This window comes from Cohnella cholangitidis, assembly GCF_014107495.1.
GTDB lineage: Bacteria > Bacillota > Bacilli > Paenibacillales > Paenibacillaceae > Cohnella > Cohnella cholangitidis.
The window spans coordinates 4,710,282-4,733,032 of the sequence record NZ_CP041969.1 but is presented as its reverse complement, the minus strand read 5'-3'; the positions used below and the strand labels follow the sequence as shown (position 1 = coordinate 4,733,032).

At 51.2% G+C, this 22,751-nt stretch carries 18 protein-coding genes, 1 pseudogene and 1 riboswitch; of the genes and pseudogenes, 6 read left to right on the top strand and 13 right to left on the bottom strand.

Annotation, left to right across the window (positions count from 1 at the left end):
• The first annotated feature begins 88 nt into the window (after positions 1-88).
• Positions 89-1,375: an ammonium transporter gene (locus FPL14_RS21820; RefSeq protein ID WP_182299736.1), complete on the top strand. Its 1,287-nt coding sequence runs from the start codon at positions 89-91 to the stop codon at positions 1,373-1,375.
• A 92-nt stretch (positions 1,376-1,467) separates the two neighbouring features.
• Here FPL14_RS21820 and FPL14_RS21815 read toward each other — a convergent pair whose 3' ends face one another.
• The 5 genes and pseudogenes from FPL14_RS21815 to FPL14_RS21795 all read right to left on the bottom strand — a co-directional run bounded on the left by FPL14_RS21815 (position 1,468) and on the right by FPL14_RS21795 (position 7,660).
• Positions 1,468-1,824 (bottom strand): hypothetical protein, encoded by a 357-nt coding sequence (locus FPL14_RS21815; protein ID WP_182299735.1) that lies wholly within the window; start codon positions 1,822-1,824, stop codon positions 1,468-1,470.
• A gap of 97 nt (positions 1,825-1,921) precedes the next feature.
• Positions 1,922-3,367, bottom strand: a complete 1,446-nt coding sequence (locus tag FPL14_RS21810; RefSeq protein WP_182299734.1) for a methyl-accepting chemotaxis protein — start codon at positions 3,365-3,367, stop codon at positions 1,922-1,924.
• 346 nt (positions 3,368-3,713) lie between these two features.
• Positions 3,714-4,235 (bottom strand): RNA polymerase sigma factor, encoded by a 522-nt coding sequence (locus tag FPL14_RS21805; RefSeq protein ID WP_182299733.1) that lies wholly within the window; start codon positions 4,233-4,235, stop codon positions 3,714-3,716.
• A gap of 197 nt (positions 4,236-4,432) precedes the next feature.
• Positions 4,433-6,371 (bottom strand): annotated as a pseudogene (thrS, locus tag FPL14_RS21800) (threonine--tRNA ligase).
• A 398-nt stretch (positions 6,372-6,769) separates the two neighbouring features.
• On the bottom strand, positions 6,770-7,660 hold the full coding sequence (locus tag FPL14_RS21795) for a putative sporulation protein YtxC (RefSeq protein ID WP_182299732.1): 891 nt from the start codon (positions 7,658-7,660) through the stop codon (positions 6,770-6,772).
• A gap of 117 nt (positions 7,661-7,777) precedes the next feature.
• Here FPL14_RS21795 and FPL14_RS21790 point away from each other — a divergent pair, with 117 nt between their 5' ends.
• Positions 7,778-8,881 (top strand): GGDEF domain-containing protein, encoded by a 1,104-nt coding sequence (locus FPL14_RS21790; RefSeq protein WP_182299731.1) that lies wholly within the window; start codon positions 7,778-7,780, stop codon positions 8,879-8,881.
• A 57-nt stretch (positions 8,882-8,938) separates the two neighbouring features.
• Here FPL14_RS21790 and mqnC read toward each other — a convergent pair whose 3' ends face one another.
• From mqnC to metA, 5 genes are all read right to left on the bottom strand, one after another.
• A complete protein-coding gene (gene mqnC, locus FPL14_RS21785; RefSeq protein WP_182299730.1) occupies positions 8,939-10,075 on the bottom strand; it encodes a cyclic dehypoxanthinyl futalosine synthase in 1,137 nt (378 codons plus the stop codon).
• 82 nt (positions 10,076-10,157) lie between these two features.
• Positions 10,158-11,534, bottom strand: coding sequence for an EAL domain-containing protein (locus tag FPL14_RS21780; RefSeq protein WP_182299729.1), 1,377 nt, complete (start codon positions 11,532-11,534; stop codon positions 10,158-10,160).
• 117 nt (positions 11,535-11,651) lie between these two features.
• Positions 11,652-12,839, bottom strand: coding sequence for a MalY/PatB family protein (locus FPL14_RS21775; RefSeq protein ID WP_182299728.1), 1,188 nt, complete (start codon positions 12,837-12,839; stop codon positions 11,652-11,654).
• Positions 12,840-12,861: 22 nt separating this feature from the next.
• Entirely contained in the window at positions 12,862-14,019 is a 1,158-nt protein-coding gene (locus FPL14_RS21770) for a PLP-dependent transferase (protein WP_182299727.1), read from the bottom strand.
• A 17-nt stretch (positions 14,020-14,036) separates the two neighbouring features.
• Complete coding sequence (gene metA / locus FPL14_RS21765; protein WP_182299726.1) at positions 14,037-14,969, bottom strand: homoserine O-acetyltransferase MetA; 933 nt, start codon at positions 14,967-14,969, stop codon at positions 14,037-14,039.
• Positions 14,970-15,059: 90 nt separating this feature from the next.
• A riboswitch (SAM riboswitch) is annotated at positions 15,060-15,173 on the bottom strand.
• Positions 15,174-15,529: 356 nt separating this feature from the next.
• Here metA and corA point away from each other — a divergent pair.
• Positions 15,530-16,465: a magnesium/cobalt transporter CorA gene (gene corA / locus FPL14_RS21760; RefSeq protein ID WP_182299725.1), complete on the top strand. Its 936-nt coding sequence runs from the start codon at positions 15,530-15,532 to the stop codon at positions 16,463-16,465.
• Positions 16,466-16,645: 180 nt separating this feature from the next.
• On the opposite strand, the gene FPL14_RS21755 is transcribed toward corA, so the two are convergent.
• Positions 16,646-17,641: an HRDC domain-containing protein gene (locus FPL14_RS21755; protein ID WP_182299724.1), complete on the bottom strand. Its 996-nt coding sequence runs from the start codon at positions 17,639-17,641 to the stop codon at positions 16,646-16,648.
• A 224-nt stretch (positions 17,642-17,865) separates the two neighbouring features.
• Between FPL14_RS21755 and FPL14_RS21750 the strand changes: the two genes are divergently transcribed.
• Together FPL14_RS21750 and FPL14_RS21745 are read left to right on the top strand one after the other, a co-directional pair.
• Entirely contained in the window at positions 17,866-18,162 is a 297-nt protein-coding gene (locus FPL14_RS21750) for a DUF3055 domain-containing protein (protein ID WP_182299723.1), read from the top strand.
• A 61-nt stretch (positions 18,163-18,223) separates the two neighbouring features.
• Complete coding sequence (locus tag FPL14_RS21745) at positions 18,224-18,505, top strand: hypothetical protein (protein WP_182299722.1); 282 nt, start codon at positions 18,224-18,226, stop codon at positions 18,503-18,505.
• A 71-nt stretch (positions 18,506-18,576) separates the two neighbouring features.
• Here FPL14_RS21745 and uxaC read toward each other — a convergent pair whose 3' ends face one another.
• Together uxaC and FPL14_RS21735 are read right to left on the bottom strand one after the other, a co-directional pair.
• The gene (gene uxaC / locus FPL14_RS21740; RefSeq protein WP_182299721.1) at positions 18,577-19,983 is read right to left on the bottom strand and encodes a glucuronate isomerase; all 1,407 of its coding nucleotides are present in this window, start codon (positions 19,981-19,983) and stop codon (positions 18,577-18,579) included.
• A 17-nt stretch (positions 19,984-20,000) separates the two neighbouring features.
• Positions 20,001-21,293, bottom strand: a complete 1,293-nt coding sequence (locus FPL14_RS21735; RefSeq protein ID WP_182299720.1) for a Gfo/Idh/MocA family protein — start codon at positions 21,291-21,293, stop codon at positions 20,001-20,003.
• Positions 21,294-21,439: 146 nt separating this feature from the next.
• Between FPL14_RS21735 and FPL14_RS21730 the strand changes: the two genes are divergently transcribed.
• A complete protein-coding gene (locus tag FPL14_RS21730) occupies positions 21,440-22,312 on the top strand; it encodes an AraC family transcriptional regulator (RefSeq protein WP_182299719.1) in 873 nt (290 codons plus the stop codon).
• The last annotated feature ends 439 nt before the right edge of the window (positions 22,313-22,751 follow it).

The window sequence follows — 22,751 nt, the reverse complement described above, 5'->3', positions numbered from 1 at the left end:
GTTGACTTAGGTAACTCCCCACTATATAATGAGTTCGGATTTCCTCATGTCATGTCAGATATTCATAAAGCTATTAGGAGTTGAAGCAATGGATATTGAGCAACTATCGAGCGGTCTGGATACGATCTGGGTCGTCTTAACAGCCGCGATGATCTTGTTGATGGAAGGCGGGTTCGCCTTGTTGGAAGCCGGCTTCGTACGACAGAAAAACGCGGTAAGCATCATAATGAAAGTATTCGTGGACATCTCCTTCGGAGCGCTCGTTTTCTATGCGATCGGGTTCGCTTTCATGTACGGGAAAGATGCGGGAGGGTGGATCGGCCTAACCGGCTTCTTCATGGGAGGCGACCTGACGCACCTCAGCTTGAACATTTCCTACGACACGTACTGGCTGTTCCAATGCGCGTTCGTCATCGCCGTTATTTCCATCGTATCCGGCGCGGTCGCCGAAAGAATCCACTTCCGCGCTTACATTATTTATACGATTTTCATGACAGGCCTCATCTACCCCATCTCCGGCCATTGGATCTGGTCCGCCAACGGATGGCTAGCCCGGATGGGAATGATCGACTTTGCCGGCTCCGCGGCCATCCATGCGCTCGGGGGATTCGCCGCGTTAGCTGCCGCGATCTTCATCGGTCCGCGAATCGGCCGATTCGGCGCGGACGGCAAAATCAACGTCGTTCCTCCTTCCAACCTGCCGTTAGCATCCGTCGGCGCTTTTATCCTCTGGTTCGGTTGGTTCGGATTCAATTCCGGAAGCACGTTAAGCGCGACGAACGAAGGGATCGGACATATCGCCGTTACGACGATGCTCGCTTCCGCGGCCGGCTGCGCGGCTTGCATACTCTTCACGATGCTTAGATACCGGAAAGCGGATCCCCCGATGGTTATTAACGGCGCGCTTGCCGGACTAGTCGGAATAACGGCCGGTTGCGCTTTCGTATCCGATGCCGCAGCCATTCTTATCGGAGCGGTATCCGGTGTCGTCATGGTATTGGCGAGCGAATGGCTTGAAAAGCGCAAAGTAGACGACCCTGTCGGCGCATTCGCCGTGCACGGCATAAGCGGGAGCATCGGGACGCTTGCCGTCGGACTATTCGCCATGCCCGGCACCGCCGCTCATGAAGGCCTGTTCTATGGCGGCGGTTGGTATTTACTCGGCGTTCAAGCGTTAGGATTGCTTACGGTCGCAATCTGGGGGTTCGGTTTAACATGGATCGTATTGAAGCTCATTCAACTCTTTAAGCCCGTGCGCGTATCGCGCGACGAGGAACTAATCGGCCTCGACGTAGGTATCCACGGAGTACCCGCCTATAGCCAAGACCACGACTTCCTGGATGTGGATCAACTAAGGCAATCCTCGAACAAATAACCGTAATCCGTTCACAGGAATCAAAAAGATGGTTGAGCGACTTGCCGCCCAACCATCTTTTTTTTGACGTTAACCCACTTCTATATCAGCCGTTAGTCCAAGACGTCCGGAAGATCGGCCGGAACAGCACCCGAGAGCATCTCTTGATAATTAGATATTTCCAAACGGAGCGACCGGACTTTCTCCATCGGTTTCTTGACGTAATGAATGTATTCGAGCGCTAAATGATGGTCGGGCTTCTTGCCCGACAACATACGGCGAAGCGTGGACATCGATCGATAAGCCTGTTCCTCCAGCCTGATTCTCCGCTCGTACCGCTCCACCATTTGCTCGATTTCCGTTATTTCTTGTTCCCGCTTTGAGATCAAAGCTTCCAGCAAGGAATGAACCTCCGCAGCTTTGCGGCGCGGCGCGGAAGAAGCAGGAATGGATACGGACGCCTTCACCATGATAGCTCACCTACCTAGTTCTCGTTAACTTTCATAACATTGTTTATATCATAACGGATTTTTAGTCATTTGAGAACCGGATATGGCAATTTATTGGTCAGGAAACCACAATGTCTATGCCAACTACTCCATACGGAGTTCCGTCGATTCTCTTAAGCGGCATCGAAACCGTCAAGCAAGGCTTCTTCGTAATCGCGGAGAGATAGACCTCGGACACGAAAATTTCCCCGTTCATCGCCCGCTTCCACCAATCCCGGCCTCTCGCGTTCAACAATCCCGCCTCCGGCTCCGAGTATACGAAGGAACCGTCGCTACGGTTAGACCAGATCGCTTCCATGCCCGTCGTACGCCTCAACCAACCGCCCAGCACCTCGCGGTGGCTATCCTCAGCCATATCGGCAAGCTCCGGATCGGAGGCAAGCGTGCGCAGTACGTCCGTCCAACGAGCGGTGTCCGCGGCTACCGCCCCTTCCCAAACGCGACCCCCGGCATGTTGGACGGCAGCGATCAACTCGTCCGCCGACTCCTTCAAATCCTCCGACACCCGGCCCAGATTATTAATTTCCGATCTTTGCCGTTTGCTCTGCGCCAACGTATCGTCTACGCTGTTCATGGTCAAACCTACCGACTCAACGACATCTTCCAGCAAAGCATTCGTAGCGGACGTCCGGTCCGCTTGCTCTACGGCGAACTGCAACGTTTTGCCGACATGCTCGTCCACGTTCAAGAAGGAATTGAAGATAACGTCCATTTTCTCGCGCGTTTTGTTCATTTCCGCCAACCCCAGAGTAACGGATTGTTTCTCGCGCTCCACGGAGCTAACGACCTGACGAATTCCCGATTCGATATTTTGAACGACGCTTGTAGACCGTTTAACCGCTTGTCCGCTTTGTTCCGCTAACTTCCTGATCTCTTGAGCAACGATGGAGAATCCTCTGCCATGCTCTCCGGCATGCGCAGCCTCAATCGCCGCGTTCAGCGCCAGCAACGACGTTTGCGTAACGATTTCTTGGATCAGTTCGTTAATCTCTCCGATTTTCGAAGCTTGGGCGATCAAGGCATTGACTCGTTCTTCCATCGTGCCATGGTTTTTAGACAGATCGTTCATGACTTCATCCGTATGGTTAAGCGAACGGCACACTTCTACGACAACGTCTTTCGTCTTCTGGCTTTGCGCGCTCAATTCCTCCGTAACGCCGCGAATTTCTTGAGATGCCGCGGACACTTCCTGCAAAGACGAGAACGCCTCTTCCAGCCGAACCATGGCGGTTTTGCTGATCTCGCGAAGCTTCTCCTCTTGCTCCGTTGCCCGATCGGCAATGGCATCCAATTGATTCATGCTCGAATCCACTTCGGATACGGCCGCTTGCAGACGATCCGATATGACGACTGCTTCCTCTATCATTTTACGGAGCGCTTCAGGCTTCGCATGAACGGACGTATCCGAATCCCGCAAGGCAACGCTTGTCTGGTCTGGCCGAGAAATATGCAGCTTGTTCGCTCCCTTGCCGTTGCTCTTTAACCACCGTTGCCATTGAGCCATCTCTCATCACTCCACGCGTCATTTGTCTATTTACGTTAGGTTTCCTAACATTATATACCGAAAATCGACAAAAAGAAAGGGACCCGTAAGGTCCCTTTTCACAAAAACTGATCATATTGTTGCTTTCGTTACATTAAAACATAACGTGGACATGGCACATTCCTCAATCCATTAGCGGTTGGATTGACTTGGGTTTTTCTGCGTAGCCTTATTCTGAGTACTGCTAACATCCGATTCAGAGGCAAACTCGGCTTGATAAGCATTCGAGTTTCCGGGTTTCTGTTTCTTGTTCTTAGCCATTGCCTTCCTCACCTCCACCGTATAGCATGAACTGCGAGGTTATGGATTATGTATGACGTTCCTCGTCTTCCACTTGCGTTTTTAATCTTGCTTTTCCGCGATGAATGCGGGCCTTGACCGTACCTACCGGCAAGTGCAATGCCGTCGCGATCTCGGCGTCCTTGAGCCCGTAATAAAACTTATACAGAAGCAACGTTCTCGTGACGGGATCCAACTGCCCTAATAGATCGGACAGTTCCATCAACGACTCCGGATCAAAGACGGACTTCGTATCCGCGAACTCGTGCTCCTGATGATCGTAAATCCTTTCGTGCCGCCTTGCCCGGTTCGCATTCGATGCTAGATTAGAGGCAATCGCTTTGGCCCAAGGGATAAGCTTCTCCTTGTTCCGCAACGTCGATTTTTTCTCTAAAATACGTACCCAAGCTTCTTGGACCACGTCCCCGGCATCGTTCTTGTGCCACAGCTTGTGCCGAACGACCTTTAACATCTGGGAATAAAGCTCGCACAATACTTCATCTTCTGACCAGAACGCATCCGGAAAATTAGAATCACGGAGGTAGTTCATGTATCCAGCCACTCCTAAAAGGATGCATATTTGAAGTATTATCATTCTATCATAAACTCGATAAAAAGAGAATAATTACCATTTAATAGGAAATAAGCGACAAATGCTTTATCTCCATCCAAAGAAAAGCCCGTAGACTAATCTTGTTAGATCTGCCTACGGGTCGTCTTCCTTGCTATTTGCAAGCTTTTATTCCCTTAATCGACGCGCTTAGATGCAATCTCGCCCGTGATCCTCGCAATGAACTCATCTACCGCTTGAGCGCCTAGATCTCCTTCGCCGCGACGACGAACGGATACGGTCCCGTTCAAAGACTCGTTCTCGCCGATGACGAGCATATAAGGAATTTTCTCCAATTGCGCTTCGCGAATCTTGTATCCCAGCTTCTCGTTGCGCAAATCCGATTCCACTCGAACGCCTGCGCGCTGGAGCTTCTCGGCCACTTCTTTAACGTATGGCTCGTAGATCGGATTAACAGGGATTAGCTTGGCTTGAACCGGAGTCAGCCAGAGAGGCAACGCGCCGGCGAAATTTTCCAACAAGAACGCGGTCATGCGTTCCATCGTGCTGATAATGCCGCGGTGGATTACGACCGGACGATGTTTCTTGCCGTCGTCGCCGACATACTCCAATTGGAAACGTTCCGGCAGCAATACGTCGAGCTGCGCGGTCGACAACGTTTCCTCTTTTCCAAGCGCAGTCTTGATCTGCACGTCCAACTTCGGACCGTAGAACGCCGCTTCGCCTTCCGCTTCGAAGAACGGCAAATCGAGCTCTTCCACGACCTCGCGCAGCATCCTTTGCGAAGTTTCCCACATTTCGTCGTCCGGCCAGTACTTTTCGGTATCCTTAGGATCCCGGTAGGAGAGGCGGAAACGGTATTCTTTAATGCCGAAATCCTCGTATACTTGGCGAATCAAGTTAACGACGCGAGTAAACTCTTCCTTAATCTGATCTAGGCGGCAGAAAATATGGGCATCGTTCAATGTCATCGCTCGAACGCGGTGCAATCCGGTAAGCGCTCCGGACATTTCATAACGGTGCATCGTGCCTAGCTCGGCGATGCGCACCGGAAGATCGCGGTAGCTGCGCATGTCGCTTTTGTATACCATCATATGGTGAGGGCAGTTCATCGGACGAAGAACGAGCTCTTCGTTATCCAACGTCATTTTAGGGAACATGTCCTCTTGATAGTGCTCCCAGTGCCCCGAAGTTTTGTACAGCTCCACGTTAGCAAGAACGGGCGTATAAACATGGGTATATCCAAGTCTTTCTTCCAGATCGACGATATACCGCTCCAAAGTTTGCCGTAATTTGGCACCGTACGGAAGCCATAACGGCAGCCCTTGGCCAACCTCGCGAGAAAACGTAAACATCTTCAACTCGCGGCCAAGCTTACGATGATCGCGTTTCTTGGCTTCTTCCAGAAAATGAAGGTGTTCGTCCAACTCCGATTTTTCGCGAAAGCAGTCCCGTAAATCCTTTGCAGCATTTTGTTCTTGCTATCTCCGCGCCAGTAAGCGCCGGCAACGCTAAGCAGCTTGAACGCTTTGATCCGGCCGGTCGAAGGCAAGTGAGGCCCGCGGCAAAGATCGAAAAACTCTCCCTGGTCATAAATCGTAATGGCGACGCCTTCCGGCAAATCCCGAATCAGCTCAAGCTTAAGCGGATCGGCAATCTCTTCGAATATGCGCAGAGCTTCTTCCCGGCTAACTTCCCTTCTGACGATCGGAGGTTTTCCTTGACGATCTTGTCCATTTCCTTCTCGATTACCGCTAGATCCTCGGGCGTGACGGATTGTTCCATATCGATATCGTAATAGAAACCGTCCTCGATAACCGGTCCGATCCCCAGCTTCACCTTGTCCGCTCCATAAACGCGTTTGATCGCTTGAGCCAACAAGTGAGCCGTACTGTGACGCATGACCTCCAAACCGTCTGCATTTTCGAGCGTCACGATTTCCAACGAAACGTCATTCGTGATCGGCGTATTTAAATCCACTACCTTACCGTCGATTTTACCTACTACCGCTACTTTCTTAAGTCCGGGACTGATCGAGAACGCTACGTCTTCAACCGTTACGCCCGCATCATAAGACCGGATCGCGCCATCCGGCAATTTTACTTGAACAGACATTCCGAATTCCTCCTCTTAAATATATGGGAAACAAAAAAACACCTCGTCCCGAAAAGGGACGGGTGCTCTGTATGCGGCCCGTGGTTCCACCCTCCATTAACCGGCAAAGAATGATTACCGATACTCTGGCATGATATAACGGTCATGACCGGCGAAGAATACTAACGCAATCACAGGTGACCGCGAATTCATCCCCGCAGCTCGAAAGGGGTCAACGCCAGTTGGATTCGGAAGGAACTTGCAGCCTAGGTTCCTCTCTCTGAGCCGTCCGGATCGGGCGTCGCTGTCTTTCTCATCGCTTCTGAATGTGGACTGATATCGAATATTATAACGATTTGAAACGACTCCAGTCAAGAGCATCATTTGAGATATCTAGCCTGTGTAATGACCCAAATCGGTTAATGAGCGGGCAAATCGGGGTATACCGCCGCCCGATCTCCGAATATCCCGATAATGGTGCGAATGACCTGCGACTCCGGTTCGGGAGTATGGATGTACAAATGTCGCGGAGAAGCCGCCAGCAATCGGCTTACGACACGGCTTTCCTCCTCCTGCTCTTCTTGCGCCTCCAGAAATTCCTTCTTGGAGAAGGCGTTAAGCTCCGATATATCTTGCTCGAGCGGCCGCATCTCTTCGTCCAGCAATCGAAATGCATGTCCTCCGGAATGCAATACGTGCACGGTTGACGTTCTTGTCTCTTGCCATTCGACCATCGACTTGAGCAGCGTCATGAATTCTTGATATTGCTTTTCCATCATTCTCTCTTCGATCGCCGTTTCCGCCGCTTCCTGTACTTCCGCCCGATAATCGCTTAACCGGAACCGAAGGAACCCATCCAGGTGCAGCCTCTCGTGCTCCTCCAAGTAATGAGAAAATCGCAATGCCAGCTTATGCAAACGGCGTTCCCTGCCGCGCCCCATCCACGCTTCCTCAATGTCAGGCTCGCCGTCCAATAAGGAAACCGCTTCCGCGATCAAAGCGTCGATCTCCACCTCGTCCTTGAATCCGAAGCGAAAGTGAAACAGATGACGAAGCAGCGCGGGCTCCTGATCCGACAAAGTATATTCCGCGAGTACTCGCCCGACTCTGTCGCAGTAGCTTTTTTTATTTTCCGGTCCGGGACCTATCGGAAATTGGCAGCGAATAACTCCGTCTTCCCGTGACAACTCCCATTCCACGCTATCCACCGGATTGTCCGTTCCCACTAACGTTCGATTCAACATACCCGCAAGCCGCTCCAATGAAGGATGATCGTTTCCGTATCCGACGACGAATTCTACCCTTTTCAATTCCACACCTCCATCATCCAAGCTTGATACTTACTATATGGTCGCCCAAAAAGGGATATACGATGGGTTGTTAGTTATGGTATATTTTATGGAGTTTGATCGTGAAAGGAAGTCTTTATGCCGTCTTTACCTTCTTTGGAAATTAATCAAGAACGTTGGAACCGTCTTCTCATTAGAAGCTTTTGGATCGTATTGGCGTTATCCGTTGTAGTGGAGTGCTTGTTCCTGCGAGTTACGGAAGTCCCGACCGGAGAATTCGTCCGATTGTATATCGTTCGTCCAACCGCGATAATGACTTTGATCGTTATCGTTGCCGAATTCGGCGTACGCTTCTTGTCCAGGCACCATGACTACATCCTGATTACGTCCGCAACCTTGCTCACCGTAACGCTTACCAGCATTCATTCCTCATTGGAGTATCTCCTTTTCTTTCTCTTTTTCCCCATCATGATCAGTACTTTTTACTTCCAATATAAGAAATTGCTGTACGCGATATTAAACACGATCATCGCTTTTTTCGTCCTTTTCTTCTTCAACCAGGAAATTCATCAGAACATCCCTTTCGCGGGAGCCCTTGCCATGGTAGGGATTTTGCTCGTATACAGCGTTATCGCATTCGGAGTTCTGGCGCGGGGCCGAGAAATTCTTATGCATTTGCGCACTTCCTACGAATCCAACCAAGAGCTTCTCGTTCGCACCATTCTCATGGACAAGCTCGCCAAGACCGATGCGCTGACCGAAACTTATAACCACATGGCTTATCATGAGTACAAAGACCATCTTGTGGAGCAAGCCGATAACGGGAGATTGTCGCTTCACTTGGCCATTTTGGACATCGACAACTTCAAGAAAGTCAACGACACGTACGGCCACAAAGCGGGAGACGAAGTTCTGCAGAAGGTCGCGGCGATCGCCCGTTCCAAGACCGGAAGCAACGACTTCGTAGCCCGGTACGGCGGAGAGGAATTCGTTATCCTGTTTACGGAGAAAAGCTTTCAAGAGGTTTACGATCTTGTTGAGGATATCCGCGGTTCTATTGCCGCTACCCATCATACCGCGTTGAACGGATTGAACGTGACCGTCAGTATCGGCCTCAACCCCTATTCCCCGGGGATGGGTAAGGAGGAGTTGTTTCTAAGAGCGGATGCGGCGTTGTACGAAGCCAAACATTCCGGCAAGAATCGCACCGTTGTCGCCGCTCCGATTAACGCGGAAGCATAAAACGGCCTCAAAAAAGCTCCGTCTCGGAATAGAGACGGAGCTTTCGTTTATTCGGGGTTAATTTTGCATTACGTAATCTTTGGCAACCGTATCGTTCTCGTGGTAAACCTTGATCGTGTTGTATTTCGTATCGCGCTGTACGGGAATTTTGCCGCATTCGCGAATAAGCTTAAGAATAAGTTCGATATTGACTTTGTGCGTCGTTCCCGCCGCCGAAACGACATTCTCCTCGATCATCGTGCTCCCGAAGTCGTTGCAGCCGTAGGAGAGCGATAATTTGCCGATTTCCGGACCCATCGTAACCCATGAAGATTGGAAGTTAGCGATGTTGTCGAGCGTAATCCGGCTAATTGCCAGCGTCTTCAAATATTCTTCGGGAGTTGCTTTCACCCGTTTCATATTCGTGTTCTCCGGTTGGAACGTCCACGGGATGAACGCCAAGAAGCCCTCGGACGGGTATTGATTGTTCAAGCATTCGTCCTGCGCATCGCGTACGCGCAGTAGGTGCAGCGCTCGCTCTTCCATCGACTCGCCGAAGCCGATAACCATCGTGGCCGTCGTGTTCATGCCGATCTTGTGCGCGGTCGTCATCACTTCCATCCAATCTTGCCAAGATCCCTTCAACCGGCTGATTTTCTTGCGGGTCCGGTCGTCGAGAATTTCAGCCCCGCCGCCCGGCAGGGAATCCAATCCCGCTTCGTGCAGTTGACGCACGACGTCCTCGATCGGTATGTTGCCGGCAACAACCTGCATTTTGCGAATTTCCGCCGGGGAGAAGGAATGCATCGTAATGTCGGGGAAGTTCTGCTTAATTTTCCGAAGCAAATCCAGATAATAGCTAAAAGGCAGATCCGGATTCGTTCCGCCTTGCATAAGAATTTCGGTTCCGCCAACGTCGACAGTCTCTTGAATTTTCTTCAGAATCAATTCATCCGGCAAAACGTAGCCTTCCTTGGAACCCGGGGCCCGATAAAAAGCGCAAAATCTACAGTACACGTCGCAGATGTTCGTATAATTCACGTTTCTTCCGACCACGAACGTCGTCATCGGCTCGGGATGCTTCTTCAGCATGATCTGATTGGCCGTATGGCCCATCTTCTCTATCTCATCGCTCTCGTATAACGTTATGATATCTTCTAACTGCAATCTTTTTCCTTGCAATGCTCCATCCAAAATCCGGTCCACAGGATTCATTCTCGGGACCCTCCTTCTTACGGGACTATGGTGCTCTCTGTTCGCTTATCCCATCGTAACACAAAAGCACCGCGGTAGTCACCTAAGAGGCGACCAAACCGCGGCGATGCTGGATGCGTACTTTCGTTTCCTGAAACATGTCTCTTTCATTCTCGTGAAGGAGCACGTTCGGCCTGGCAAAATAAAACCCTTGCCCCATGTCGACGTCAAGCTTGAACAAGACGTCCGCTTCTTCTTCGCTTTCGACGCCTTCCGCGACGATTTCGCATTTCATCTCCCGGGCAGCCGTAACAATCGCGCGAAGCAGCGATTCCTTGATCGCGATGCGATTCACGTGCCGGATTACGGATCGGTCGATCTTGATAAGCTCGGGAACGAGCTCGCCGATCCATTGAAGACTCGAATAGCCTGAGCCCGCATCGTCTACGGCGAACCGGAAGCCATGCGTTCGGTATGTTCTTAAGATCTCGATCATCGCTTCCATATTCGTGATCTGATGGCGCTCCGTGATCTCGAAATATACCTGCTGCGGGCTGAGCATCGAATGTCGTTCCAAGCATTGCAGCACATGGGATAAGAACAACGGATGCGATAACGTAACGGCCGTCACGTTCAGGAATACCGGCTCTTTGATTTTCCTGGAGGCGATTTCTTCCAGCGCGCGTTTGACGACAAGAAATTCCAATCGGCTTAATAACCGCGTTTGCGAAGCGAATTGGAACAGCTCGTCGGGCAAATGCAGGACGCTGCCCACGGGACCTCTCGTTAAGATCTCCCAGCCGTAAACGTCGCCGCTCGTCAAATTCATGATCGGCTGCGCCAAAACGGAGATCGATCCTTGATCGAGCAACTGCTCCATTTGGCTGCGCAGATCTTTCATTTGAGGAGTAATGACTCCCGTAGCAAGCGCAACGGCGGTCTGATAACTCTCGAATAACAATCTTTCCGTTCGCAATAAAGGGTTCTTGGAAGATATAGGAACCGAAGCCGTTACGACTCTCAAGCTATTCCGCCAATCCGGCCGATTGCCTGCCAATCCGATCTCCAATTCGCTGCGAATCCTGTCTATATTCATCTTATGTTCAACGGGAATCAATCCGTTCTCGTCACCCTGACGATAATGCCCTTCTAACAGCAACACGAAATCCATCTTGTCGAACTGATCGATGGCGATGACCCGATGCTCTCCGAGCGTATTCGTAACGGATAAGCGCAAATGCCTGCGGCTGCACTCCTGCAGCCCGTTCCAGACTTCTTCGGGGACTTCTTGCTGAAGCTCGGAGAATTCCAAACGAAATAAGGTTAGATAACATTCCGCGCCCTGCTTCACGCGTTTGTCCAGCAAGGAAACGACCGGACGGCGCACCGTGAAGTTCGGGGGAAAATATTTCAGGGAACGATCCGGAAGCATCATCTGGCCGAATAGCATAACCCGGTCGAACAACGTTTGGAAATTCACGGCCTATCATCCTTGTCTAGGGTAGAGTTGGACTAATTGTAGCATGTTTCCGGTTACCATAATAGACAAAATTACCAAAAACCCGCAAGAATTCTGAATATTCTCGCGGGTTGTTGTCTATGGATTAGCGATTGTCGCGGAACTAAGCGCGGCTTCGAATTTCTCCAACGCTTCCAACAACAAAGATCGCGGACAAGCGATGTTAACGCGCAAATAACCGGCGCCTTGTTTGCCGAATACGGACCCTTCGGAGAAAGCGACTCCCGCCTTCTCGAACATTAATTGCTTCAGTTCTTGCGGCTTCTCGGAGATGGCCGTGCAGTCCATCCACACCAAGTAAGTTCCTTCCGGCTTGATTACTTTTACTTGCGGCAACCGTTTCTCCGCGAACTCTATCAATGCGTTAAGATTGCCTTCCAAGTATACGAGCAGTTGATCAAGCCACTCTTCTCCATGGGTATAACTGCTCTCTATCGCGGTTAATCCGAAATAGCTCTCCATGTGAATCGATAACGTTTTGAGCAGTGCGTTGTATTTGCGCCTTATTTCTTCGTTAGGAATAATGACGGACGCCGCCTGCAAGCCCGCGAGGTTGAAGGTTTTACTGGTCGCGATGCAAGTAACCGAGTGGTTCGCTAACGTCTCCGATATCGAAGCGTACGGAATATGCTTATGTCCGGCGAACACGAGATCGTGATGAATTTCGTCCGCGACGACCAGAACGTTATGTTTCGAGCAAATATCGCCGATCCGTTCGAGCTCTTCCCGCTTCCATACCCTTCCGCCCGGGTTATGGGGAGAACACAATAACAGCATTTTCGCTCCGCCGCTCGCTTGCCTTTCCAGCAGATCGAAATCGATCGTATACTGGCCGTCCTTCAAGATCAGAGGGTTGTCCACCACGTTGCGCCCGTTCATCTTAATGACGTCGTAGAAAGGATAGTAGACCGGCGATTGCAGGATGATGCCGTCTCCAGGCTCCGTGAAGGCAAGTACCATTACGCTTAATGCGGGTACTACGCCGGGGCTGGAGCTAATCCAATCCTGCTCGATCGTCCATCCGTGCCGTCTCGACAACCAGCCGACGATTGCGTCATAGAACGCTTGAGTGCGAACGGTATAGCCGTAAATGCCTTGTTCCGCTCTGCGGGTAATCGCTTCTACGACTTCCTTAGGCGCTTCGAAATCCATATCCGCTACCCATAGCGGCAATATATCCGCCCGTCCGAACAGCTTTTCGGACTGGTCCCATTTGTAAGAAGCCGTTCCGGTCCGATCGATTCTCTTGTCGAAATCGTATTTCATCGTTGCTTCCCTCCGGTCTGATTTACCCGTTGATTTCTTTCTCCGCGGCTTCGATCGCTTGTTTGAGGTCATTCATAATATCGTCGACATGCTCCAGCCCGACCGAGAAACGCAATAACCGATCGTCGACCCCGACGGCGCGGCGGATTTCTTCGGGAATGTCGGCATGAGTCTGAACGGCCGGATAGGTCATCAGCGACTCGGCGCCACCCAAGCTTTCCGCGAACGCGATCAACTTAATATGGCGAAGGATCGGCTCGATCGTTCTGGCGTCTTTCATCTTGAACGAGAAAATTCCCGTATTCCCGGACGATTGCGAATTTTGTATCTCGTGTCCCGGATGATGAGGCAATGCCGGGTAATAAACCTCTTCCACGGAAGGATGGACTTTCAGCCAGGCGGCAAGCCGCGTAGCGTTGTATTGATGGCGTTCCATACGAAGCGCCAACGTTTTCATCCCTCTCATGAGCAGCCAGGAATCCTGCGGTCCGAGCACGGCTCCGATCGAATTATGCAGGAAAGCGACGTCCGCGGACAGCTTCTCGCCTTTGGTCACGATCAGCCCGGCAAGCACGTCGTTATGGCCGCCTAAGTATTTGGTCGCGCTATGAACGACGATGTCCGCGCCCAGCTCGATCGGTCGTTGGAAGAACGGCGTCAACAACGTGTTGTCGACGATCGTTAACAATCCTTTCTGTTTCGCCCATGCGGCTACTTTTGCAAGGTCCGTTACCATCATGAGCGGGTTCGTCGGCGTCTCGATGAGAACCGCTTTCGTATTCGGTTTTCTGTGCGATTCAAGCGCGTCAAGGTCGTTCGTATCGATATAAGACGCAGTCACTCCGAAACGGGACATCACTTGCTCCAAAAGACGATAAGTACCGCCGTACAAGTCCAACGAGACCAACAAGTGATCCCCTTGGCCGAACAGCGAGAAAATGATTTGCAGCGCGGCCATCCCCGAGCTCGTCGCGAAACCCGCGTCTCCGCTCTCCAGGTCGGCTGCGGCGGCTTCAAGGACCGCTCTTGTCGGGCTCTTGGACCGCGAATAGTCGAATCCGGTGCTTTGTCCTAGACGCGGATGGCGGAACGCGGTCGACTGATAGATCGGGAAGCTGACCGCTCCGGTTTGCGGATCGTTGATCGATCCGATTTGGGCTAAACGGCTCTCAATGTTCATTGTGTACAATTTCCTCCCTAGCGAATGGTAATCGGAGTCGCTTTCCCAAGCTCGAAAGGCGTGGCTTGGTATACGTAATAATTTAACCAGTTGGAGAACAGCAGGTTGGCATGCGCCCGCCAAGTCGAAACCGGGAATTTCCCGGGATCGTCGTTCGGAAAATAGTTTTTGGGAACGTCTATGCGAAGTCCCTTCGCTTTATCCCGGTCGTACTCCCATTTCAACGACTGGGGATCGTATTCGGAATGGCCCGTCACGAAAATTTGTTTGCCATCGGACGAAGCCGCGATATAAACGCCGGATTCTTCGGACTCCGACCAGATTTCCAAGCCTTCAACCTTCTCGATATCCGACCTCAGCACCTCCGTATGACGGGATTGCGGCACGTAGAACATTTCGTCGAATCCTCTGAGCAGTTGAACGTTAGGCTTGGATATCCCGTGAGGGTATACGCCGAACATCTTCTCGGGCAGTGCGTATTTCGGAACTCCGAAGTGGTGGTATAGCCCGGCTTGCGCCCCCCAACATATGTGCAACGTAGAGGTTACGTTGTTAACCGTCCAATCCATAATTTCCTTCAGTTCATCCCAGTAGTTTACTTCTTCGAACGGAAGATGCTCGACCGGAGCGCCGGTAATGATAAATCCGTCGTATTGCTCGTCTTTGATATCGTCGAACGTTTTATAGAAGCTGGCCAAATGCTCGGCCGAAGTGTTCTTGGAATGGTGCGTCTTCGGATGCAGCAGCACTGCTTCCAATTGAAGCGGAGTATTGCCGATCAAGCGAAGCAATTGGGTTTCCGTCGTTTCTTTCGTCGGCATTAAATTTAAGATCGCAATTCGCAAAGGACGAATATCTTGATGGTATGCGACGCTTTCGTCCATCACGAAAATATTTTCTCCTGCCAACACTTCCTTAGCCGGCAAATTGTCGGGTACTTTGATCGGCATGTTCATTCCTCCTGTATGCAAACGGATTTGTGCAATAAAAAAAACGACCCCAAATGAGATAGGGTCGTGTAGCAGTTCGTACGCGCGCCCCTCTCATCTGTCAGAAACGTTAACGTTTCCGCAAGATTTAGCACCGTGCGTCTAATGACTACGTCGGTTGCCGGGCTTCATAGGGCTAGTCCCTCCGCCTGCTCTTGATAAGATGGCAAACTCTATTCGGTTGTCGTTAAAACTAACCTAAATGTACCTGAAAATCGGGGGTCAGTCAAGGTGGGGGTTCCCTCTATTTTATTGTCTTAATTTCTCCTTGAAAGGTTCGGGGGGTGAGGATTATACTTAACACGTCAATAACGACGAATCGACAGCATCTTTCGAAGATAAAAGGGGGGAGTCGGACATGGAAGGCGATACGCCCAGGCCCAAAGCCAATCGCGTAATGAATGCAGGATCGTATTCCGCAGCGGGAGCTATTTCTTTGTCCGGCTTCCTCGGCTAAGATTTCTCTTTCAGTGGAGAGCGTCCTGCATGAACCTGAACGGACATGCAAAGGAGCGAATCCCATGAAAATCAGACTGGTTAATAATGGCGTGTTTACGCCGATCGATAACATCAGCGATACGCTGATCCCGCCGAATAACGGCTTTTACTGGATCGACGCGGACGTTGACGACCTGATGGTCCTTCAACCTCTGTTCGGTCTTCACGACCTCGCCGTGGAAGACTGTTTAATGGAAGAGGAACAACGTCCCAAGTTGGAAATTTACGAGAATCAGTACTTTCTCGTCATCAACAGCATACGTTTCGACGACGAGGAAATTTTTCTTCGCGCTTTGAACATCTTTCTCGGCCGCCACTATTTAATTACGGTGACCCGCCAGAAAATCAACGAACTGCGCAGCGTCAAGCCGATCTTATGGGAACAAGAGGTTAACACTTCCGATCGTTTCCTCTATCACCTCGTCGATCTCGTCGTCGACAATTATATTTCCGTCGGAGACCGTATCGAAGCGCGGATCGAAAGCCTTGAGGAAGATATCCTCATGCATACGAAGAAATCCCATCTGACGGAGATTATCGGTCTCCGAAGCGAAATTCTGTGGCTCAAAAAGGTGCTAGGCCCGCAACGCGAGCTTATTGCCACTTTGAATAAAAAAGATTTGCGGCTCATCGACAACGAGCTTCAGAAGTATTTCGGAGACATCCACGAGAACGCGGTTAAAATTTACGAAACGTTCGAGACTTACCGGGACCTCATGGGCAACTTGCGCGAAGCTTATCAATCCAGCCTCGCCAATCGCGCGAACGAAATCATGCGAGTGTTCACCGCTCTTACGACCATATTCATGCCATTGACGTTCATTACCGGAATATACGGAATGAATTTCGATTATATTCCGGGCATGCATTTCGGCTTCGGCTCCGTCGTATTGATCGTATGCATGGCGGTTATCGGCATCGGAATGTTTTACTATTTCCGCAAGAAAGATTGGCTGTGAGCATATTTAAAGGAGGGAATGTTTCCTCGGGCTGCTGACGCTCCCCGCACGGAAATACGTTCCCTCCTTTTTTGCGCGAAGGCCAAAAAAGTGCCTTCGTTGAGCCGCAATTGCCTCGATTGACTCGCGAAGGCCAAAATTGTGCCTTCATTCACCCGCAATTTCCTCGACTTCTAGCCGCTATACCGCGTTTTGATTCACCCTTCTGTGCCGAATTCGCATCATTCGGAGCTTCTCGTACTGTCTTTCGACTTCCTCCTCGTGGTTATTCTCTCCGTACACTTGTTGCAGCAACGGCTTCAAATAACGGTCTCCTAATTGCTCGATTGCCGTTTTGATTTGAAGCGACTCCTCGGGCGACAGCTCCAATAGCTCCTTGTCTACGACCGGGAGGACGTCGTAGCCCTCTTCATCCAACCGCTCGATTCGTTCCAGCAGTTTGCGTCGCGTGCAATTCAACTCGTCTTCCAATTGCACCAGCGTCAAGCCTTCCCGAATTCCGTTCAACAGCGACCGCTTCTCCTTCACCGCGGACAAGGCTTTGCCGTATTTCTCTTCCTTCATCTGGAACATCCAAGAGGATAATTGCGCCTCGCTAACGGCCAAGGATACCCATTCTTGCAACGGGTAAGCATGGTTTCTCTCTATCCCCTTCAGCAGTTCGATGATATCGCCGCCATATTTTTCGGTCTTGATTTTACCGAAGCCCGGAATTTGTTCCAGCTCCTCGATCGATTGCGGCAAATATACCGCCAGCATCTGCAATTCCCGATTCGTCGCTATGAGATAAGCGGATTTCTTTTCTTCCAACGATTTGGCCCTTCTCCATTTACGCAATCCCGCCGCCGTTTCCTCGGCGTCCTGGGCATCAGCGTAACACTGAAGAAGCTGAGGCAGAGCGGGGCGCTTTTCCCAGAAAGGCGTCTCCTCCAGCATCCCGTCCAAGAGCGGCCGGAAGCCGACTTTCAATTTGCTCGCGACCCCGTGACGAAACGCGGCCAGAAGCTCCTCCCAGCTCATGCCTTCGTACCACAAGTCCTCAACCTCCGAAGTGCCGCTCCCGATCGCCCGCCAGCCTGCGCTCCAAATTCCTTGGAGCTCCCCGATGAACACTTGCGCTCTCTCCTCCGTCTGCCCCGTTACCTTCTCGAATTGATTCAAAAACACGACCTGCATTCCGATTCCTCCTAGGCCGCACGCGCGGCATGATTATGAGCGTTCAAGCAGCATTGTCGGCCTAGGGAACGCAAAAAAAGCACCTCCCGCCGATCGGCGGTGAGGTGCTTCCTCACTCCTGCTAACATGAACAGCTCCAGATTATCAAAATTATCGGCGTTAGGCAATACCTCTTCGATCATTTATAATAAGGGCAGCAGCGACGCCAAGGGGGACTTATTCGGATGAATATGAAAGACTACGATTTTTTATCGGATTCGACGGAACAAACGACGACCCGGTTCGTCACTTTCGTTACGCCTAGTCTTAAACGATTTGATCTTGCCATTCTGTCGACCAACCGATTTTACGGCAAAAAGCTCGTAACGGACCTGATGTTCGGACGCAGCGCCATTCTCGGACCGGACGATCTTGAAGAAGAAGGCGTGCTGGAGTCGGTATTCCGCATTAACCAGGAAGAAGCCGCCGAGCTCGCCCAATTTCTAACGCTTGTGCTAGGAGCGGTCAACTTTACCGACTAAACGCGGGCGGAGGCGGACAAGATAACGGGAAATCAACTTTCATGCGACAGGAGGTTTCCCGATGTTTCCGTTTCGTTTTCGCTCGGAGAAAAAACGGCTTACGACAGACCTTGCAACGGTAGAATCCCAACGCAACGAGCGTATCCCCGAAGAGTTCCCGGAAGGGCCTTACGGCTCGACGGTCATGATGGACAGTCTGGAACACGGCACTTCATGGCGCGATGATCAACGGTCTCTAAGCGCATTTGCCTATGAGAACCGCGAGCTGCATACAGGCCTGGACCGGGATTATCCCGGAGACCACGACATCCATAGCGAAAACGATGAGCCCAGCTTAAGTTAATAGCGCAAAGAAGACAACACTTAGAGTCAACCGACTCTAAGTGCTGTCCCTTTCTCTTCTGGACTAACCATTTAAAAATCGAAATATTGTTTGGCGTTGCGGTAACAAATATCTTCCACCATGCCCCCGAGTAACTCAAGGTCGTACGGCGCTTCGCCCTGGACGACCCACTCCCCGATCATGTTGCACAGGATTCTGCGGAAGTATTCATGGCGCGGATAGGAAAGGAAGCTGCGGGAATCCGTTAGCATGCCTACAAAGCGGCTAAGCAGTCCCAGATTAGCGAGCGCGTTCATCTGCTCGAGCATGCCGTCTTTCGTATCGTTGAACCACCACGCGGAGCCCAGTTGAATTTTCCCCGGCGATTTGCCGTCCTGGAAGCTGCCCATTAAGGTACCGAGCACGTAATAATCCTTCGGATTGAGCGAGTACAGAATCGTTTGGGGCAAGGAGATTTTGCCTTCGATTGCATCCAATAGCTTCATTAACGGGTAAGCCAGCTGACCGTCGTGAATGGAATCATACCCTGTATCCGGGCCTAACCGATCGAACATTCGACCGTTATTGTTCCGGGAAGCGTGAATGTGCAGTTGCATCGTCCAACCGCGTTTCGAGTACTGCTCTCCGAGGTGGATCAGCGTATACGTCTTGTGCTTCTGCTCTTCCTCCAACGTAAGCGTCTGCCCGTCCAACGCCTTGGCGAAAATAGCGGACACCTCTTCCAACGATGCTTCCGCGTAATACACCTGATCGAGCGCGTGATCGGACACTTTGCATCCGACTTTGGCGAAATGTTCTATCCGGCTATCAATCGCCGCCAGAAATTGTTCATAGCCGGCGATAGGCAAGCCGGCGGCCTGCTCTAGTTTGCGAACCCATGGAATAAACGTGCCGCGGCGAATTTCCAGCCCTTTGTCCGGCCGGAAGGACGGAAGCACCAAGCAATCGAAATCGGGCAACCCTTTAATGCCTTCGTGGTACTCAAGCGTGTCCGTCGGATCGTCCGTCGTGCAGATTACGCGAACTTGCTGTTCCCGAATAAGCTGCCTGACCGAAAATCCTTCCGACTGCAGTATCGCGTTGGCTTTTTCCCAAATCACAGGGCCGTTTTTCTCGTTAATCGTCTCTTCGATGCCGAAGTACCGGCGCAGTTCCAGATGGGACCAATGATACAAGGGATTGCCCAGCGTCGTCGGAACCGTCTTCACCCACGCCATAAACCGGTCATAATCGCTAACGCCGGGGCCTCCCGTAACGAGAGGCTCGGGTATTCCGTTCGCTCTCATCGCCCGCCATTTATAGTGGTCGCCGTACAGCCAGATTTCCGCCAGATTGCCGAACCGCTTATCCTCGTATATTTCCTGGGGATTCAAATGGCAATGATAGTCTATGATCGGCTGACGCGCCGCGAAATCGTGATATAACCGTTCGGATACTTCGTTCTGAAGCAAAAAGTTATCGTCCATGAAAGCTTTCACTATATTTTCCCGCTCCTTTAGTGAAATTTGACGAGCTCGTCTACGCGTACCGCTTGGCCTGTCCGAATCGACCGGTTAGCCGCGATTCCCGTCAGAATAGATCTTGCTCCGTCTATATGATTCGCCGCACGTTTGAAGCGATCCTCTACCGGCGTACCGAAAATATCGTTCAGCAGCACGGGATCTCCGCCGCCGTGCCCGCCTACGCCTTCTTCTACTTCAACCTCGTACGGAGCCGCGAACATCGGGAATACCGTGATGCTCTTGTCTTTTAAAGCTCCCTCTTGAGATTTCTCTCCGCCGGAATTGACGTAAGATTGCTCGACGACCGTCATCTCGATCCGGCCCTTCGTTCCGTTGAACGCGATCCGGTAGCCCTCCCACGGAAGATACGCGTTCAAGGAGTACGTCATAATGGCGTTATTCTTGTATCTGACCATGACGCCCATCGTGTCCTCGATGTTGATTCCATCCCCGAATACGCTTTGGTCGCGGCGATATCCATCCTCGTGCTCCGCATCCAAGTACAAGCCCTTCAAATTCTCGTTCTCGTCCATATGAAGCGCGAACGGATCGTCTTTGGCATTAGGGCTGCCCGTCGCCCGGTCGTAGAACTTCGTTACCCCCCGCTGCTCCGCGTTTTCTTTGCCGTAGAAGAGCAAATCTCCGAACGCGAATACCGTATCTGGCTCCGAACCGATCCAGAAGTTGACGAGATCGAAGTGATGCGTCGATTTGTGCACGAGCAAGCCGCCGCTGTTTCTTTTGTCGCGATGCCATCTCCGGAAGTAATCGGCGCCATGCTGCGTATTGAGCAGCCATTCGAAGTGAACGGACGTGACTTTGCCGATCGTGCCGTCTTCGATCAGTTCACGGGCTTTCGTATGATGCGGCGCATAACGGTAATTGAACGTCACGCGTACGTTGCGTCCCGTCCGTTCGACCGCGTCGAGAATTTCCTGGCATTTGTTCTCGTCCACCGTCATCGGTTTCTCGGTCACGACATCGCAGCCCAGTTCCATTGCCCGTATGATGTAGCTGTGATGGGTACGATCCACGCTCGTTACGATAACGGCATCCGGGCGTTCCTTCGCGATCATTTCCTCGAATTGCTCGGCTTTGTACGTATTCACTTGATGATATCCGTATTTATTCGTTAATTGCCGGTTGGCGTAATTCATGCGGGTTTGGTTCGTGTCGCAGAACGCCAACAGCTCTGACGTATCGCGGAACGAAGTTGCGATCGCCGAATAGAAAAACTCGGCTCTTCCACCGGAACCGACAAGCACGTACTTTTTCTTATTGCTCATTTCGCTCACCCTTTTGCGGTTATTGAGAATCCTATAAGGATAATTTATCGCAAATGAGCACGTCATTCTCCGTATTTTCTGCTCAAAATCACAAAAACCCCGCATATCTTGCTATAATCATAATAGATGAGAGGAGTTGATCCGCGATGAATATGCCGATGACGATGATTCACGGGAACTATTCCGACCCCTTATATATCGAGTACATGAGAAGAACAACCCCGTACAGCATGCTCAGCAATCATTTTCATCCTTACTATGAAATCTACTACCTCCTGTCCGGTTCGCGAATCTATTTCGTCAAGGATACGACCTACAGGGTCGCCGCCGGCGATCTTGTGTTCATCGATAAGAACGAAGTTCATAAAACGCTGCTCGACGTCGAACCGGCGCACGAACGAATCGTGATTCATATCGACGATCGGTTCGTCAGGGACGTGCTCAAGCATAACGGCACCTTGCTGCTAGCCCCTTTCCAGCAACGAAGCCCAGTCGTCACCCTGCCCGAAGAAAGCCGAGCGCAATTGAAACAATCCTTCACCCGACTGTTAGCCGAGCTTCGCGATAAGCAGATGGGGTACGAAATTCCCTTGCAGCAAGCCGTCGTAGACCTGCTCCTTGTTTCCTCGCGCCATGTCGCCGCCAATCGCCCCCCCGAGCCTGTATACGTTTCGCCCTTGCATCGTAAAATCTCGGAGGTCGTTCGTTATTTGAACGCCCATTACGGAGATCAAATTCGTATCCAAGACCTCGCGGCGCGATTTTTCATAAGCCCTTACTACATGAGCCGGGCGTTCAAAGAAGTGACCGGGTTTACGTTGATCGATTACTTAAACCTCACCCGTATCAAAGAAGCGCAGCGCTTGCTTAGGGAAACCAGCCTGTCCGTCACCGCCGTAGCCGCGCAAACGGGCTTTGAGAACTTCTCCCATTTCGGCAAAACGTTCAAGAAAATAACAAGATCGTCCGCCCGCGACTATCGCAAAAATATCGGCTCGCCCTCCAGTATGAACGATTGAATTTCCGTCTGCTTTACTGGCATATTTGATTATCCGCCCGCATTTAACCGTAACTATGCAAACGAAGATTAGGACGCAGCCGAACTGTCTCCTAATCTTTTTTCTTTGTCATTTTCAGACAAAAACACCCCGTATCCATTCCCCGTCGCTTATGATACTATCCCCCTGCGACACATCCAAATGATTACAGGCGAACCCGAAAAGGAGGTGAAAACATGGCGAACGAACAAACGCTATTTACGCCCGACCGGCATCGGAACAAACGATTCCGTTAACCTGTATTGGGGACGATCCCAAACCGTATGGAACAATACCGGGGATACCGCAACTTTAAATCGATTCCGCGGGAACGCTCGTCAGCCAGTATACTTATGCGGGGAAACCTCAATACATTCAATAGAATTAGGATTCTAAAATAATAGGGTTGAGCAGGAATAAA

Coding starts and splice junctions, on each gene's coding strand:
- FPL14_RS21775 (WP_182299728.1), bottom strand. CDS start 12,839: ATGAAATACGATTTCGACAAGAGAATCGATCGGACCGGAACGGCTTCT.
- FPL14_RS21730 (WP_182299719.1), top strand. CDS start 21,440: ATGAATATGCCGATGACGATGATTCACGGGAACTATTCCGACCCCTTA.
- FPL14_RS21815 (WP_182299735.1), bottom strand. CDS start 1,824: ATGGTGAAGGCGTCCGTATCCATTCCTGCTTCTTCCGCGCCGCGCCGC.
- FPL14_RS21805 (WP_182299733.1), bottom strand. CDS start 4,235: ATGAACTACCTCCGTGATTCTAATTTTCCGGATGCGTTCTGGTCAGAA.
- FPL14_RS21755 (WP_182299724.1), bottom strand. CDS start 17,641: ATGCAGGTCGTGTTTTTGAATCAATTCGAGAAGGTAACGGGGCAGACG.
- FPL14_RS21745 (WP_182299722.1), top strand. CDS start 18,224: ATGTTTCCGTTTCGTTTTCGCTCGGAGAAAAAACGGCTTACGACAGAC.
- FPL14_RS21750 (WP_182299723.1), top strand. CDS start 17,866: ATGAATATGAAAGACTACGATTTTTTATCGGATTCGACGGAACAAACG.
- FPL14_RS21820 (WP_182299736.1), top strand. CDS start 89: ATGGATATTGAGCAACTATCGAGCGGTCTGGATACGATCTGGGTCGTC.
- FPL14_RS21770 (WP_182299727.1), bottom strand. CDS start 14,019: ATGAACATTGAGAGCCGTTTAGCCCAAATCGGATCGATCAACGATCCG.
- metA (WP_182299726.1), bottom strand. CDS start 14,969: ATGCCGATCAAAGTACCCGACAATTTGCCGGCTAAGGAAGTGTTGGCA.
- FPL14_RS21790 (WP_182299731.1), top strand. CDS start 7,778: ATGCCGTCTTTACCTTCTTTGGAAATTAATCAAGAACGTTGGAACCGT.
- corA (WP_182299725.1), top strand. CDS start 15,530: ATGAAAATCAGACTGGTTAATAATGGCGTGTTTACGCCGATCGATAAC.
- FPL14_RS21810 (WP_182299734.1), bottom strand. CDS start 3,367: ATGGCTCAATGGCAACGGTGGTTAAAGAGCAACGGCAAGGGAGCGAAC.
- mqnC (WP_182299730.1), bottom strand. CDS start 10,075: ATGAATCCTGTGGACCGGATTTTGGATGGAGCATTGCAAGGAAAAAGA.
- FPL14_RS21735 (WP_182299720.1), bottom strand. CDS start 21,293: ATGAGCAATAAGAAAAAGTACGTGCTTGTCGGTTCCGGTGGAAGAGCC.